Origin of the sequence: Metapseudomonas otitidis (assembly GCF_011397855.1) — a bacterium.
In the GTDB taxonomy this organism is placed as follows: Bacteria; Pseudomonadota; Gammaproteobacteria; order Pseudomonadales; family Pseudomonadaceae; genus Metapseudomonas; species Metapseudomonas otitidis.
In genome coordinates this window covers 606,182-622,189 of sequence record NZ_AP022642.1, presented here as the reverse complement: position 1 = coordinate 622,189, position 16,008 = coordinate 606,182, and the positions used below count along the sequence as shown (strand labels likewise).

At 65.1% G+C, this 16,008-nt stretch carries 12 protein-coding genes; 7 read left to right on the top strand and 5 right to left on the bottom strand.

Features of this window, described 5'->3' with window-relative positions:
- Positions 1–9: 9 nt before the first annotated feature.
- The 3 genes from PotMrB4_RS02935 (at position 10) to PotMrB4_RS02925 (ending at position 4,645) form a co-directional block, all read left to right on the top strand.
- Complete coding sequence (locus PotMrB4_RS02935; RefSeq protein ID WP_172432473.1) at positions 10–1,914, top strand: ATP-dependent nuclease; 1,905 nt, start codon at positions 10–12, stop codon at positions 1,912–1,914.
- Positions 1,911–3,584: a UvrD-helicase domain-containing protein gene (locus PotMrB4_RS02930; protein WP_172432472.1), complete on the top strand. Its 1,674-nt coding sequence runs from the start codon at positions 1,911–1,913 to the stop codon at positions 3,582–3,584. Before PotMrB4_RS02935 ends, PotMrB4_RS02930 begins: the two co-directional genes overlap by 4 nt.
- A gap of 590 nt (positions 3,585–4,174) precedes the next feature.
- Positions 4,175–4,645 carry a BRO-N domain-containing protein gene (locus tag PotMrB4_RS02925; protein WP_074967423.1) on the top strand — a complete coding sequence of 157 codons (471 nt, stop codon included), beginning with the start codon at positions 4,175–4,177 and terminating at the stop codon, positions 4,643–4,645.
- Positions 4,646–4,730: 85 nt separating this feature from the next.
- On the opposite strand, the gene PotMrB4_RS02920 is transcribed toward PotMrB4_RS02925, so the two are convergent.
- Positions 4,731–4,889, bottom strand: a complete 159-nt coding sequence (locus PotMrB4_RS02920) for a YqaE/Pmp3 family membrane protein (protein WP_003084988.1) — start codon at positions 4,887–4,889, stop codon at positions 4,731–4,733.
- 128 nt (positions 4,890–5,017) lie between these two features.
- On the opposite strand from PotMrB4_RS02920, the gene PotMrB4_RS02915 reads away from it, so the two are divergent.
- From PotMrB4_RS02915 to PotMrB4_RS02905, 3 genes are all read left to right on the top strand, one after another.
- On the top strand, positions 5,018–6,478 hold the full coding sequence (locus tag PotMrB4_RS02915; RefSeq protein WP_172432471.1) for a sigma-54 interaction domain-containing protein: 1,461 nt from the start codon (positions 5,018–5,020) through the stop codon (positions 6,476–6,478).
- A gap of 486 nt (positions 6,479–6,964) precedes the next feature.
- Positions 6,965–8,350 (top strand): GntP family permease, encoded by a 1,386-nt coding sequence (locus PotMrB4_RS02910; protein WP_172432470.1) that lies wholly within the window; start codon positions 6,965–6,967, stop codon positions 8,348–8,350.
- A gap of 136 nt (positions 8,351–8,486) precedes the next feature.
- The gene (locus tag PotMrB4_RS02905; protein ID WP_172432469.1) at positions 8,487–10,049 is read left to right on the top strand and encodes an acyl CoA:acetate/3-ketoacid CoA transferase; all 1,563 of its coding nucleotides are present in this window, start codon (positions 8,487–8,489) and stop codon (positions 10,047–10,049) included.
- A gap of 552 nt (positions 10,050–10,601) precedes the next feature.
- On the opposite strand, the gene speB is transcribed toward PotMrB4_RS02905, so the two are convergent.
- On the bottom strand, positions 10,602–11,564 hold the full coding sequence (gene speB / locus PotMrB4_RS02900; protein ID WP_172432468.1) for an agmatinase: 963 nt from the start codon (positions 11,562–11,564) through the stop codon (positions 10,602–10,604).
- Positions 11,565–11,607: 43 nt separating this feature from the next.
- The gene (locus PotMrB4_RS02895) at positions 11,608–12,690 is read right to left on the bottom strand and encodes a polyamine ABC transporter substrate-binding protein (RefSeq protein ID WP_172432467.1); all 1,083 of its coding nucleotides are present in this window, start codon (positions 12,688–12,690) and stop codon (positions 11,608–11,610) included.
- Between the two features lie 110 nt (positions 12,691–12,800).
- Between PotMrB4_RS02895 and PotMrB4_RS02890 the strand changes: the two genes are divergently transcribed.
- Positions 12,801–13,709: a LysR family transcriptional regulator gene (locus PotMrB4_RS02890; RefSeq protein WP_172432466.1), complete on the top strand. Its 909-nt coding sequence runs from the start codon at positions 12,801–12,803 to the stop codon at positions 13,707–13,709.
- A 351-nt stretch (positions 13,710–14,060) separates the two neighbouring features.
- On the opposite strand, the gene PotMrB4_RS02885 is transcribed toward PotMrB4_RS02890, so the two are convergent.
- The gene (locus PotMrB4_RS02885) at positions 14,061–15,182 is read right to left on the bottom strand and encodes a methyltransferase (RefSeq protein WP_172432465.1); all 1,122 of its coding nucleotides are present in this window, start codon (positions 15,180–15,182) and stop codon (positions 14,061–14,063) included.
- Positions 15,179–15,805, bottom strand: coding sequence for a TetR/AcrR family transcriptional regulator (locus tag PotMrB4_RS02880; protein WP_172432464.1), 627 nt, complete (start codon positions 15,803–15,805; stop codon positions 15,179–15,181). Before PotMrB4_RS02880 ends, PotMrB4_RS02885 begins: the two co-directional genes overlap by 4 nt.
- Between the last annotated feature and the right edge of the window lie 203 nt (positions 15,806–16,008).

Genomic DNA, 16,008 nt, shown 5'->3' with positions numbered 1-16,008 from the left:
GAGGCTGTATTGAAGCTTCAAACGATTCGTCTATCGAGTTTCCAGTCTTTTGGAATGGAGCCTACCGAGCTCGGGCTGGATGATATTACCTATTTGATTGGCCCAAACGGCTCAGGCAAGACAGCTGCGCTCCAGGCGCTGTGCCGCTTGTTTGCTTTCGATCCATCCTTGCGCCGCATCCTGCGATCAGACTTTCACGTCCCCTTTGATGAGGAGATCGTGCCGGAAGGGCGCCAGCTCTGGATAGAGGCCGATTTCCTCTTTCCGGAACTGGCGGAAGATGAAGACAACAGCACCGTTGCTCCTCACTTTGGCCACATGCGGCTTGATGAGGCGGATGGAACTCCGCGTGTTCGTTTTCGCCTCAGTGCCACCATGGGTCCGGACGGTGACATAGAAGAGACTTTCGTTTATGTCTTGGACATCAATGTGGATGGTTCGCCGCTCAACACAGCGCAAGTGCCCCGCTCTGAGCGCAACCATATCCACGTCCACTACCTGCCAGCCCGCCGTGACCCAGCTGATCACATTGCCTACGGCGCCAATGCGTTGCTCGGGCGCATGCTGCGCGCGGTGAACTGGGATGCAGAGCGTGATGTCATCAAGGGTCTCACTGACCAAATCAGCGACAGTCTGGCGGCCAACCCATCGGTAGATGCATTCAGCACAAGCTTGAAAGCGGCTTGGGGCGCTTTGCACAAAGGCAGTTTCTTTACCGATCCGAAAATCACCTTCGTGGCCTCAGAGGTCGAAGCCTTGTTGAGGCATATGTCGGTTTCCTTTTCGCCCGGGCACGATGAGCAGTTGGTGGACTTCTCACGTCTGAGCGATGGCCAGAAATCCATGCTTTACCTGTCTCTCGTGCTCTCGTCACAGGCCATTGGTCGCGCCGTACTGGCTGAAGAGGACAAATCATTCGATGTCGACAAGTTACGGCCACCTGTCTTTACGCTGGTTGCAGTCGAAGAGCCGGAGAATAGTCTTTCGCCTCATTACCTCGGGCGCATCGTCAATGCATTGGGTTTGATGACCGGCAACGGCGACGCGCAAGCACTGATTGCCACTCACGCTCCGTCAATGCTGCGGCGCGTAGCCCCCGAACGGATCCGGTACCTGCGTCTGACCGAGGGGCGAACATCGCGCGTTACCCATATCCAGCTGCCCGACACCGCGGACGAAGCACACAAGTTTGTGCGTGAGGCTGTGCAAGCTTTTCCGGAAGTCTATTTTTCTCGCCTTGTGGTTCTGGGGGAGGGCGACAGCGAAGAAATCGTGCTGCCTAGGCTCCTTCAGGCCAAAGGTGCTCCTGTTGACGAGTCGGCAGTCTCGATAGCGCCGCTGGGCGGGCGTCACGTTAATCACTTCTGGCGCCTACTGTCTGCCTTGCAGATTCCCTATCTGACGCTGCTTGATCTTGATGTCGCGCGCCATCAGGCCGGCTGGGGACGAATCAAATACGTTAATGATCAGTTGGCGGCGCACGAACCAGGCAAGACACTGCCTGCAGACCACGGTATTCCCAAGTGGAACGATGCAACTGACAAGGTCCGGACATACGCAAACTACAGATCTCTACTTGAAGCGCGAGATGTGTATTTCTCGTTTCCCATGGATCTCGACTTTGCAATGCTGCTCGCTTACCCGAACGCCTACGGTGTAGAGGAAGAGACGCCCGATGATTCAACAATCGTGGCTGTCCTCGGGAAAAGTCACCACGATGCAAGTCAATACAGCGAGGACGAACAGAAGTTGTTCGGCACATATCACCGCAGCTTCAAGCTTGGCAGCAAACCGGCAGCGCATATTGAAGCGCTCGCTAAGCTCAACGATGAAGACCTGCTCGCCAACATGCCCGAATCACTCGGACGCTTGGCCGATGCAGTGATCTCCAAGCTTGCGGAGTTGCCTGAGTGATAACCGCCGATGCATGGCAGCCCGCAGACGGGCTAACTCTTGAACCCAATGCCCTGCGTGCGGCAAAGGAGCAAGTGCACTGCCTGGCGCTAACGGCGGGCCCTGGTGCGGGTAAGACCGAAATGCTTGCGCAGCGGGCAGACTTCTTGCTGCGTACAGGCACTTGCCGCTATCCCAAACGAATTCTGGCTATCTCGTTCAAGGTTGACGCCAGTAGCAACCTGAAAGAGCGGGTGAGGCGCCGCTGTGGCTCTGAGCTGGCCTCGCGGTTTGACAGCTACACCTTTCACGCTTTTGCCAAGCGCATTATCGATCGCTTCCGGCCAGTACTTACGGGTGAGTACGCGCTGGATGCTGGGTACAAAATTGCTGATCGAAAATCAGGACCCTCGCGCAGCCTCATCGAGTTTGCCGACCTGGTTCCGATGGCCATCCAGATTCTTCAGAAATCAGAAATGGCACGTAATGCCATCCGCCAGACCTACAGCGATGTCTTTCTGGATGAGTTTCAGGACTGCACCAATCTGCAGTACGAGCTTCTGAAACTCGCCTTTCAAGGCACCAGCATTCGCTTGACCGCCGTGGGCGATACCAAGCAAAAGATCATGGGTTGGGCGGGTGCCTTAGACGGCATCTTCCAGACCTTTTCAGCCGATTTTGCAGCGACACCGCTCAGCATGTACCGCAACTTTCGTTCAAAACCGCGCCTACTGCGCCTACAGAATGAAATCATCCGGGTGCTCGACCCTGCGTCCGTCATGCCTGATGAGCAGCTTGTCGGCGATGAGGGTGAGGTATTTGCTTGGCGTTTCGAAGACAGCCGCAAGGAAGCTGAGTATCTAGCGGGCTTGATTGATGACTGGATAAAGACCGAACAGCTATCGCCTGCGGAAATTGCAGTTCTCATCTCCAAGCAGCTTGATCTTTACGCCGACCATCTCATGGCTGCACTGGAGGCGCGCGGCATTCCTTTTCGCAATGAGCAGCAGATGCAGGACATCACGGTCGAACCCGCCGCCCGCTTGATCGTGGACTATTTATCTTGCCTCTACGGCCAACGCGAGCCAAAAGCCTGGATTCGGCTAATGAATCAGCTGGTTCCTTTCGCGGACGAGGACATTCAGTCGGACGCTCGTAAAGACCTTGATCGACTAATCAAGCAACAACGGAAAGAGGCGGCTATTGCTGACCTGCTCGCGGAGCCTTTTTCTGGCTGGTGGGAATTTGTTCGAGCCTTCTTAAATCAAATCAGTCTCGAAACCCTCGTGGCGCTGTCGCCGGACTATGAAACCCATGAACGGCTCAAAGAGGTCGTCCGAAGCACCAAGGCGCGCATAGAAGAGTTACTTGCGCTAGAGCCCGATTTGCCTAAAGCCCTTGAGCGGTTTTCAGATGACCGGGCGGTACGCATCCTGACCATCCATAAGAGCAAAGGTTTGGAGTTCGATACAGTCATCATCATGGCCGTTGAAAACGAAATCTTCTTTGGTAATAAGGCTGAAAACCGTTGCGCTTATTTTGTAGGAGTCTCACGCGCCAAGAGGCGATTGATTCTTACCCATGCAGAACACCGTGAGCGACCCGCTGACGCAAAGCGTTGGGACACTCATCGCTCAGCCCAGAAAGAATATTTTGACTACGCCCTGCCGTTTGTGAGGCAACAGCAATGACGGCTGAAGCCTGACCGGTAAAAGATAAGGACACTAACGATACCGCGCATAGCCTTTATAGATTTCGCAAAATTACGCTCAAGCCCTGTAACGGCGCTGCTTTCAGCTAACTGTACCTGCGCTAATCTACGCCCGACTTCACTGGGCTTGCAGCGTTTCTAGGCAACTCATAATCCCTTGGTCCACAGTTCAAGTCCGTGTCAAAGTCCCTATGCAAAAGCCGCCACTGCGCGGCTTTTTCTTTCCGCCAAAGTAGGTCTTATTACAGCCCGCGCCTCTCCGAAGATTCCTACCCCTCACCGGCATTGCCGTCCTACACACTCGGCTCGTAGCGTCTCCCCCGTCGCAGCGCAGGCTGCGGCCGGGAGTGGAATCCCGAAATTGGATGCCAACGCAACATCGCCATAAGCAGGATCAGCAAGTGGAAACTCGACTCGCTGACGCCTGGCAATCTATGGCGGACCGTGCGAGGGGGGCGTGAGCCCACCGGTCTTGGCATTCAAACCGGTATTCCACACCTCGCACGGTCCGCCACCCTCATGCAGTCAGGAACCGGTGGCGGGCTCCCCCTACAAGGAAGGAGTCTCACCATGTCCTACGAGTGCTACATCCCCACGGTTTTCCACCGCCATCACCGCGCATTGCGTGCCCTGCTGATCGACGACCAGGTCTGGTTCGTCGCCCAGGACCTCGGTCCCCTCACCAACCACCGCTTCGACGAACGCCTGTCGCGCAAGCTGGACCCGGACCAATGGCGCCACGCCTGCGTGGAGTACGTACAGGGCGGAGAGCAGGAGGTGCTGCTGATCAACGAAAGCGCGGTGTTCGAGCTGCTCAAAGTCAACTTCTACCACCCCGAACACCGCGCCCTGCGCCAGTGGCTGACCCAGGACGTGGTGCCCGCGCTGCGTTCCGCCGCCACGCCACAGCTGCCCCGCCAGCGCCGGGTGACCTGGCAGGGGCGCGAGTTCAGCCTGATGGAATGGCAAGGCCGCCAGTGGGTGCGGGTGCGTGATGTGGCCGACCTGTTCGAAGGCCGCGAATTCGCCACGCGGCACTAGCCCGCCGTTTCAATGGCGCAGCGGCAACGCAGCCGTTCAACCGCCTGCTGGAGCGGAACCGGTGGCCCGCAGTGCCCCCGGTGCTTCAGCGCTTGGCGATGATGTACACCGCATGGACGATGCCGGGGATGTAGCCCAGCAGGGTGAGCAGGATGTTCAGCCAGAAGGCGCCGCCAAAGCCAACCTGGAGGAAGACGCCCAGCGGCGGCAGGAGGATGGCGATAAGGATGCGGATCAGGTCCATGACGACTCCGTGCAAGTCAGTGGGTACCTGCAGTCGACCGCCGCTGCGTCACGGGGGTTCAGGCTTTCTTGCCGGGCCGGCGAGGCGGCTTCCATAATCGCCGGCGTTTCCCTTCCGGAGCCGTGCCCATGGCGATCTCCCGCGACGACCTCGACCCCCACGGCCTGATCATCGGCGTCTCCCCCGAGCGTTTCCGCGAAGTGGCGATGCCGCTACTGTTCGACCACCTCGATGCCCAGTGCGAGGGCACCATCGCGGTGAACCGCCAGGCGCGCATCGTCTGGATCAACGATAAGTACGCCCAGAAGCTCGGCATCGCCGACCCGCGCTCGGTGCTCGGCCGCGAGGTGGAGGACGTGCTGCCCGCCAGCCGCCTGCGCGAGGTGGTGCAGAGCGGCGCGCCGAGCATGCTCGACCTGATGGCCTTCGGCGACGAGCACTTCGTGGTCACCCGCATCCCCCTGCGCGACGCCGACGGCACCCTGGTGGGCGCCCTGGGCTTCGTGCTGTTCGACCGCGCGCGCCACCTGCAGCCGGTCATGGCCAAGTACAACCAGTTGCAGAACCAGCTGGCCGCCGCCCAGCGCGAACTGGCCCGCGCCCGCCGTGCGCGCTACACCATCGCCGGCTTCATCGGCACCAGCGCCGCCGCCAGCGAAGTGAAGCGCCAGGCCCGCCGCGCCGCCCAGCTGGACGCCACCGTGCTGCTGCGCGGCGAGACCGGCACCGGCAAGGAGCTGCTCGCCCAGGGCATCCACAACCTCTCGCTGCGGGCCAGCGGGCCCTTCGTGGCGGTGAACGTGGCGGCCATCCCGGAATCCCTGGTGGAGGCGGAGCTGTTCGGCACCGCGCCGGGCGCCTACACCGGTGCCGACCGCCGCGCGCGGGCCGGCAAGTTCGAACTGGCCGACGGCGGAACGCTGTTCCTCGACGAGATCGGCGACCTGCCCCTGCCGCTGCAGGCCAAGCTGCTCCGTGTGCTGCAGGAGCAGGAAGTGGAGCCGCTGGGCTCCAACCAGGTGAAGACCCTGAACGTACGGGTGATCGCCGCCACCCATGTGGACCTGGAGGCCAAGGTGGCTACCGGCGAATTCCGCGAAGACCTCTACTACCGCCTCAACGTCCTGGCGTTGCGCCTGCCACCCCTGCGCGAGCGCCGGGAAGACCTGCCGGCGCTGATCGAGCACCTCGCCGACGACATCGCCAGCCGCTCCGGCCAGCCGCCGCTGGAGCTGACCGCCGACGCCCTCGCCCTGCTCCGCGCCCAACCCTGGCCGGGCAACGTGCGCGAGCTGCGCAACCTGCTGGAACGGGCGCAGCTGCTGGGCGATGGCACCCAGCCCCTGCATGGGGCGGAACTGGCCGAGCTGCTGGTGGACCCGCTGCCGCCCAGCGCCGAACCGGCCCCAGCGCCCGAGCCGTCTGCACCGAGCGATGTCCGCCCCCTGGCGGACAGCCTGGCCGAGGCAGAACGCGCCGCCATCCTCACCGCCCTCGCCGCCTGCGACGGCAACCGCACCCGCGCCGCCGAACGCCTCGGCATCGCCCGCGCCAGCCTCTACAACAAGCTCCAGGCGCACGGGTTGTAGCCGGGCGGCTTCCCCGGGCTGAAGCCCGGGCTACGGGCCGGAACGTCGGTGGAGGGAGAAGTGGCATACCCCCACGGAACGCCCAGGCGGCGTAGGGCGGATCGCGCTTCATCGATCCACGCGGTGCAGGGTTGATCGCTCGGCAGGGCGTGCGTTTACCTGCGACCACGGTGTTTGAGAGCGAGCGCTTTGGTGGATGGAAAGAGCGCCATCCACCCTACAGCCCGGAGGCCTCGCGCTCGGGTTATCGAGCGTCCATATTTTTGGACATCGCAGGCAATAGGCGTCCAAAAAACAGGACGCCGTCCAATTATTTGGACGCTTGAGCCGCTCCGTTCTCCTCCCCGCCAATGGCTCAAACCCACTACCAGCGCCTTCCCCAGGGCTTTTCAGCCCACCTGGCACAGCTTTCGCTCTATACCGGCAAAGGGCCGACCCAGGCCCGGCCGCTGCGGCGGTTCAAAACAACAACAAGAAGGAAATCCCATGGGTACCCTCGGAATCCTGCTGTCCCTCGCACTGCTGATGTTCCTGGCCTACCGCGGCTACAACGTGTTGATTCTGGCGCCGCTGATGGCGCTGCTGGCGGTGCTGTTCGCCGGTGATGCGGCGTTGATGCTGCCCACCTACACCCAGGTGTTCATGAAGTCCCTGGGCGGCTACCTGATCCAGTTCTTCCCGCTGTTCCTGCTCGGCGCCATCTTCGGCAAGTTGATGGACGACTCCGGCTCGGCCCGCGCCATCGCCCAGGGCATCGTCACGCGGCTGGGGCGCGAGCGGGCCATCCTCGCCATCGTGCTGGCCTGCGGGCTGCTGACCTACGGCGGTGTGTCGCTGTTCGTGGTGGCCTTCGCCGTGTACCCCATCGGCACCGCGCTGTTCCGCGAGGCGGGCATTCCCAAGCGGCTGCTGCCCGGTGCCATCGCCCTGGGCGCCTTCACCTTCACCATGACCGCCCTGCCCGGCACCCCGGCGATCCAGAACGCCATCCCCAGCCCCTTCTTCGGCACCGACGCCTTCGCCGCGCCCATCCTCGGGCTGATCGGCGGGCTGATCATGCTCGGCCTCGGCAGCTGGTGGCTCGCCGCCCAGGCCCGCACGCTGATGGCCGCCGGCGAAGGCTACGGCAGCCACAAGGACGACCCCACCGAGCAGAGCGGCCTGCCGGTGACCGGCTTCTGGCTGGCGCTGCTGCCGATCCTGCTGGTGATCGTGCTGAACTTCCTGATGGCCAAGCAGGTGCTGCCCAACCTCGACACCAGCTACCTGGCCAAACCCGAGTTCGGCGGCCTGCAGGACGCCAAGTCGGTGATCGGCATCTGGTCGATCATCGTCGCCCTCGGCGCGGCGGTTCTGCTGCTCATCGGCCTGCACTGGCGGCGCTGGGCGGACCTGAAGCAGAGCCTCAACGACGGCACCTTCGGCTCCATGCTGCCGATCCTCAACACCGCTTCCGAGGTGGGCTACGGCACCGTGATCGCCTCCCTCACCGGCTTCGTGGTGATCCGCGACCTGGTGCTGAGCGTGCCGGGCAACCCGCTGGTGTCCGAGGCGGTGGCGGTGAACATCCTCGCCGGCATCACCGGCTCCGCTTCCGGCGGCATGTCCATCGCCCTCAAGACCCTCGGCGCGCAGTACCTGGAGATGGCCAACGCCGCCGGCATCAGCCCCGAGCTGCTGCACCGGGTCGCCGCCATGGCCTCCGGCTGCATGGACACCCTGCCCCACAACGGCGCGGTGATCTCGCTGCTGGCCATCTGCAAGCTGACTCATCGCGATTCCTACAGATTCATCTTCATGAACACGGTGATCTTCCCCCTCGCCGCCCTGGTGGTGGTGATCACCCTCGGCAGCCTGTTCGGCAGCTTCTGATGAGTAGCCCGTGGCAGCGAATTCATTCGCGATGCGGCCCGCAGGGGCGCCCCGGGTCCGCTGCGCGGCCCTTCGCGGCTGAAGCCGCTCCCACGGGAGAAGCAGGCAGCCCCCCTTTCCACGCTCGAGGTACGACATGAGCAAAGTGATGAGCGCCGCCGAGGCGGTGGCGCGTATCCCCGACAACGCCCACCTGGCCACCGGCGGCTTCGTCGGCATCGGTTTCGCCGAGGCCATCGCCATCGCCCTGGAGCAACGCTTCCAGGCCGAGCAGGCGCCGCGCGACCTGACGCTGGTCTACGCCGCCGGCCAGGGCGACGGCAAGGGCCGGGGCCTCAACCACCTGGCCCACGAGGGGCTGGTGCGCCGCGTCATCGGCGGCCATTGGGGCCTGGTGCCCGGGTTGCAGAAGCTGGCGGTGGAGAACCGTATCGAGGCCTACAACCTGCCCCAGGGGGTGATCTCCCAGCTGTTCCGCGACATCGCCGCCGGCAAGCCGGGGCAGCTGTCGCGGGTGGGCCTGGGCACCTTCGTCGACCCCGAGCACGGCGGCGGCAAGCTCAACGCCCGCACCACCGAGGAGCTGGTGCGGCGCGTGCCCCTCGACGGCGAGGACTACCTCTTCTACAAGGCTTTCCCCATCCACGTCGGGGTGGTTCGCGCCACCAGCGCCGACGAGGAGGGCAACCTGACCATGGAGCGTGAGGCGCTGACCATCGAGAGCCTGGCCATCGCCATGGCCGCGCGCAATTCCGGCGGCCTGGTCATCGCCCAGGTGGAACGGGTGGTCGCCCGTGGCTCGCTCAACCCGCGCCAGGTGAAGATCCCCGGCATCCTCGTCGACTGCGTGGTGGTGGCCGCGCCGGAGCACCACCAGCAGACCTTCGCCACCGCCTACAACCCGGCCTTCGCCGCCGAGGTGCGGGTGCCCGAAGGCAGCCTGCCGCCCATGCCGCTGGACCTGCGCAAGCTCATCGCCCGCCGCGCCGCGCTGGAACTCAAGCCCGGCGCGGTGGTGAACCTGGGCATCGGCATGCCCGAAGGCGTGGCGGCGGTGGCGGCGGAAGAAGGCGTGATCGACCTGCTCACCCTCACCGCCGAGCCCGGCGTGATCGGCGGCGTACCGGCCTCGGGCCTGGACTTCGGCGCGGCCTGCAACCACAGCGCGCTGATCGACCAGCCCTACCAGTTCGACTTCTACGACGGCGGCGGCCTGGACCTGGCCTTCCTCGGCCTGGCCCAGGCGGATGCGGCGGGCAACCTCAACGTGTCGAAGTTCGGCACGCGCCTGGCCGGCGCCGGGGGCTTCATCAACATCAGCCAGAACGCCAAGGCGGTGGTCTTCGTCGGCACCTTCAGCGCCGGCCCGCAGGACATCCGTATCGAGAACGGCGCCCTGCGCATCGTGCAGGACGGCGAGCTGCGCAAGTTCGTCCGCGAGGTGGAGCACCGCACCTTCGCCGGCCGCCTCGCCGCCGAAGCCGGCAAGCCGGTGCTCTACGTGACCGAGCGCTGCGTGTTCCGCCTCACCACCGAGGGCCTGGAGCTGATCGAGGTCGCGCCGGGCATCGACGTCGAGCGCGACATCCTTGCCCGCATGGACTTCCGCCCCATCGTCAACCAACCCCAACGGATGGATGCGCGGCTGTTCAAGGAGCCCCGCCTGGGCCTGCGCGCCATGATCGACGGTTGTGCGTGAAACCACGGGCCCACCCTTGGGCCCGTGGCTTTTTTCAGGTGCATCCCGTAGCCCACTCTGTGGGAGCGGCTTCAGCCGCGATCCTCGTGCTTCAACTCGTTCGCGAATGAATTCGCTCCCACCGAGCCAGAGCGCTCCGTAGCCCGGGCTTCAGCCCGGGAATCCCTCCGGATGGCACCAACCCCGAAGGAGCGAGCTCTGCTCGCGAACGCCCATCCTCGGCACCACCACCCCTCCCCGGACTGAAGTCCGGGCTACAGGTGGCACGCCCTGTGGGAGCGGCTTCAGCCGCGATGCTCGTGCTTCACCTTGTTCGCGAATGAATTCGCTCCCACCGAGCCAGAGCGCTCCGTAGCCCGGGCTTCAGCCCGGGCCCCCTCCGGCTGGCACCAACCCCGCAGGAACGAGCTCTCCTCGCGAACGCCCATCCCAGGCAGCACCGCCGGTCCCGGACTGAAGTCCGGGCTACAGGTGGCCCGACCTGTCGGAGCGGCTTCAGCCGCGATGTCCGTGCACCGGTTCGCGAATGAATTCGCTTCCACAGCGCCGCGCCTACCGCTCCCCCAACTTATGCCGCGCGGCGTACAGGCAGATCATCTCCATCGCCAGGGTGGCGCCGGCCAGGGCGGTGACCTCGGCGTTGTCGTAGGGCGGTGCCACTTCCACCACGTCCATGCCCACCAGGTTGATGCCGCGCAGGCCGCGGAGGATTTCCAGCGCCTGGTGGCTGGAGAGCCCGCCGCACACGGGGGTGCCAGTGCCCGGGGCGAAGGCCGGGTCGAGGCAGTCGATGTCGAAGGTCAGGTACACCGGGTATTCCCCCACCCGCGCGCGGATGCGCTCGGCGATCTGCTCCGGGGTGTGGCGGTGCACCTCGCGGGCGTCCAGCACCTGGAAGCCCATCACGTCGTCGTTGGTGGTGCGCAGGCCGATCTGCACCGAGCGCGCCGTGTCCACCAGGCCCTCGCGGGCGGCGTGGAAGAACATCGTGCCGTGGTCAATGCGCTGGCCCTCTTCGTCCGGCCAGGTGTCGCTGTGGGCGTCGAAGTGGATCAGCGACAGCGGCCCGTGCTTGGCCGCATGGGCCTTGAGCAGCGGGTAGCTGATGAAGTGGTCGCCGCCCAGGGTGAGCATCGCCGCGCCGGCCTCGAGGATGTGCGCGGCGTGGGCCTGGATCGCCTCCGGCGTGTGCTGCGGCGTGCCGTGGTCGAATGCGCAGTCGCCGAAGTCGATCACCGCCAGGTGGTCGAAGGGGTCGAACTCCCAGGGAAAATGCCGCGCCCAGGCCATCTGCACCGAGGCGGCGCGGATGGCGCGCGGCCCGAAGCGGCTGCCGGGGCGGTTGGTGGTGGCGGTGTCGAAGGGCACACCGCTCACCACCAGGTCGACGCCGGTGAGGTCGCGGCTGTAGCGCCGGCGCATGAAGCTGGTGATGCCGGCGTAGGTGGCTTCGGCGGCCGTGCCCAGCAGGCTCGGCCGGGTGATGGCCTGGTCGTTGTCGAAGGCGTGTTCCATGTCATCGGGCTCCGTCGTGGGTGGGGTGTGCGTCTGCGCGGGGTCAGTACTGGGTGCGGAAGCGCGTCCAGATGCGGGTACGCTCGCGCTGCTCCTTGAGGGTCAGCGCCTGCTCGCCGAACAGGCGGTCGCGCACGGCCTGGTCCGGGTAGATGTCCGGGTCGTTGGCCACCGCTGGGTCCAGCAAGAGCGTGGCGGCCTGGTTGGCGTTGGCGAAGAACTGGCTGTTGGTCAGCTCGGCGATGGCCTCGGGGCGCAGCATCCAGTCGATGAAGGCATGGGCCGCCTGGGGGTGCGGCGCGTCGGCGGGGATGGCCAGGGTATCGAACCAGATCAGCGTGCCCTCGCGGGGGATGCGATAGACCACCTCGAAGGGCATCTTCGCCTCGCGGGCCTGCTCGGCGGCGATGGCGGCGTCGCCGTTGTAGGTCAGCGCCAGGCAGATCTCGCCCTTGGCCAGGTCGTTGATGTGCTTGCCGGCGCCGACGTAGCGCAGGTTCGGCTGCAACGCGGTGAGCAGCTCATGGACCGCCGCGAGGTCGGCCTTGGCGGTGCTGTACGGGTCCTTGCCGAGGTAGTGCAGGGCCACGCTGATGACCTCCTGGGGCGAGTCGATCACGGCGATGCCGCAGTCCTTCAGGCGGGTGGCGTACTCGGGCTTGAACAGCAGGTCGAGGCTGTTCAGCGGCGCGTCGGGGATGCGCTTCTGCACCGCGTCGCGGTTCAGCCCCAGGCCGATGGTGCCCCAGGTGTAGGGCACGCCGAAGCGATTGCCGGGGTCGACGCTGGCGAGCTTGGCCAGCAGCTGCGGGTCGAGGTTGGCGTAGTGGTGCAGCTGCTCGCGCTGCACCGGCTGCACCGCATTGGCCTTGATCGCCCGCGCCAGGCCGCTGCTGGCGGGGAACACCACGTCATAGCCGCTGCCGCCGGTCATCAGCTTGGCGTCAAGGGCCTCGGCGCTGTCGAAGATGTCGTACTTCACCCGGATGCCGGTCTCGGCCTTGAAGCGCTCCAGCGCCTGGGGCGGGATGTAGGCGGACCAGCTGTAGAGGTTCAACTCCCGGTCCTGCCCATGGGCGGGCAGGACACAGGCGGCGAGCAGGGCGAACAACAGGGAAAGGCGCATGGCGAAAGCTCCCGGAGCGGTGATGGGACGATCCTGCGCCGGGCTTTGCTTCGGATAAATATGAAGTGTTCTACTTTGGCATCGCTCGCCATCGATGTTTGGAGATCCCCATGCTCGCCCAACTCCAGGACCTGGACCTGCAACTGCTCAGGCTGTTCGTCACCGTGGTCGAAAGCGGCGGCTTCAGCGCCGCCCAGGGCGCGCTGGGGGTGGGTCAGTCCACCATCAGCACGCAGATGGCCAAGCTGGAGACGCGCCTGGGCTTCCGCCTGTGCGAGCGCGGCAAGGCCGGCTTCCGCCTGACCCCCAAGGGCGAGCAGGTGCTGGCGGCCACGCGGCGGCTGTTCGGCGCCATCGAGACCTTCAAGGGCGAGGCGCGGGGCATGGCCGACATGCTCCTGGGCGAGCTGCGCATCGGCCTCTCCGAGTCCCTCGACGATGCCGTGATGCAGCGCCTGGCCGATGCCATCCGGCGCTTCCGCTCGCGCCGCCAGGCGGTGCGCATCGAGCTGCTCAGCGCCATGCCCGCCGAACTGGAGCGGCGCCTGCTGCAGGACCAGCTGCACCTGGCCATCGGTTACTTCTCCGGCAACCAGCAGGCGCTGGAACACCAGCCGTTGTTCGTCGAGGAGCAGCTGCTGTTCTGCGGCGCCGGGCACCCGCTGTTCGACCGCACGCGCGTGACCGAGAGCGACCTGCGCCAATGCGACCGGGTGCTGCACCCCTACCGCTTCATCGGCGAGGCCGAGCCCTTCCAGTCCGCCGCCAGCAGCGCGGTGACCGAGCAGGTGGAAGGCACCCTGGCGCTGATCCTCTCCGGCGCCCACATCGGCTACCTCCCCCGCCACATCGCCGCGCCCTGGGAGGCACGCGGGCTACTCCGCGCCCTGCTGCCGGAACGACTGGGCTTCGACGTGGAATTCCGCCTCACCCACCACCGCGGCCGCGAACCCAGCGAAGCGCAGCAGGCGTTCGTCGAAGACCTCCTGGCCGCCTTCGGCGGGGTGGATCGGGCGTAGGATGGACCGCGCTTCATCGGTCCACCATTCGTGGCCATGGCGGGCGCCATTGGTGGATGGAAAGAGCGCCATCCACCCTACGCCCCGGCCGGCGATGTGCCGGTGTGTAGGGGCGAATTCATTCGCCCAAGCAGTGCGCAGCACTGCCCGACTCGGTGCCCCCGGGAGCGCTGCTGGTTGATGGAAAAAGCGCCACCCACCTTACGCAGCGCCCGGTGAAATGCCGACCGTGGGGAGCCAATTCATTCGCGCTCAAGACCTGGCCATAGGGGGCGGTTGGTACAGCTCACCGCATCCTATGGGGCCTTGTGGGCACTGGGGCCGAGAACGCTTGCGCGGCGTCGGGCTGGCCTAGCCTTGCTGGGCCAAACGCAGCACCAGCAGCTTCGCCAGGGATCGGGTCTCGACCACCTCCTCGATTTGAAAACCACCACGCAGGCAGAGCGTTCGCCACTCGTCCAGGGTGCGCTCACGCCCTTGCCCTGCCATGAACATCTGCATGTCGCACAACGCTCCGGGGACGTCGGGGTGGTCGTCCGCCAGCACCATTTCCATGAGCACCACCCGTGCTCCGCTCTGGCCGATAGCCCGCCTCAGGGTCGCGAGCCCTTTCAGGCAGTCAGCCTCGCCAAAGCCATGAAGTACGGCGGACAGCAGGTAGAGATCACCCTCGTCTTGCGCCTCGGGCAGCATCTCGAACAGGTCACCGGCCACGAACTGCAGGCGATCCAGCGCCGGCTCAGGGTGTTCGCACCAATAACGGAGGGCCTCGGCAACCACCCCTAGCCTGTCGACCACGCAGGCACGCAGGTGGCCGTGGCGCCTCAACAGGGCCAGGGACTTGCGCCCACGCGAGCCGCCGACATCGATGATGCGGTCCACCCGCTGCCAATCCATGTCCGTGGTGAAGCTGTCGCCGGCCAGGGCTTCGACGCTGTCCATGGCGGCCGAGAACAGGGCGTCGAATGGTGCATCCGTATTCAGGCGCTCGAACAGCTCCTGCCCATGGCAGAGCACGAAGGGTGGGACGCCCTGGCGAATGCCTTCTTCCAGCTGCCAGTACCAGGGGGCACTCATGGCTCGGCTGTTATGCAGCAACACCATGGCCCGCACGCTGCGGGGGTGATCCTGGCGCAGCCAGGCGGAGGTCGATGAATTGCAGAAGCAGCCGCGTTGCGGCTCGGCGAACACGCCGCTTGCAACCAGCAGACGAAGCAGGCGGGCCAGGGCATCCGGGGACACCTGCAGACGTTCGGCAAGCTCTCCGACGGCCAGGGTGTCATCGCCAAGCTGGCTGGCGATATCCAGACGAGTGGCGACATCCAACGCTCGCGATAGCCAGAACGCCGAGCCCATCTGGATCAGGCGGAAAGGCGCAGGCAGCAATTGCGCGACGAGCCGTTGCAACCCGGCGACGGCGCGCATCGACAACCGGAAGCCACGTACGGCCATGGAATTGCGCTGGAGGCTCATGCCCTCTCCTCCCCGCTCACCTGGGGACTGAGCCCGGCACTGAACAGCCGGCCATTGAGGCACGCCAGGCCGGCGAGGAAGTCGGCATCCATCGGTCTGTCCATCTGTTCCTCGAATACGTCCCGCAGCAGCATTGGGGTCATGGCCAGGCTGACGAAAGCCATGCGCAGCATGTCGGGGTCGATCTCCGGGTCGATTCGACCGGCCTGCTTGAGATCGGCGACCCTGCGCGCACCGCCGCTTCGGCCTCGCTCCAGCAGTTGCTGGAGAAAGCGACGCCCCGGCCCTCGGTTGAGGGCGAGCACCTTGAGCACCAGGCGAGGCAGCTCCGGTTGGGACGCCATGGCGTCGTAGTAGAGCCGGAGGAAGCCGGCAAACCCGTCGACGCTGGCCAGCAGGGGGCCGTCGAGCACCTCCAGCAGGGGATTGAACGCCTCCCGCAACATCTCTTCGTAGAGCCCCTCCTTGCTGCCGAAGTAGTAGCGGATCATCGACTGGTTGGCGCCCGCCATCTCGGCGATCTGGCGCGTGGTGACCTGGTGGTAGTCATCCCCGAGGAAGCAGGCCCGGGCCGCCTGGAGCAGACGCTCGCGCACCGATGGCCCAGCAGGTTTTTGTGGCATGGCGGTACCTCCCTGAAATCCTGCACGGGAGGCTAACAGTCCAGCGACGAACGTCCGCCGGGTTTCGTCAATCAGAAAGGGGGCGGTGAATGACACCGCGTGACCACCGGGTTCTCTGCCCATAGCGGGCGCCATTGGTGGATGGAAAGAGCGCTATCCACCCTACGCCCCGATCAACGACGTGCCGGTGTGTAGGGGCGAAT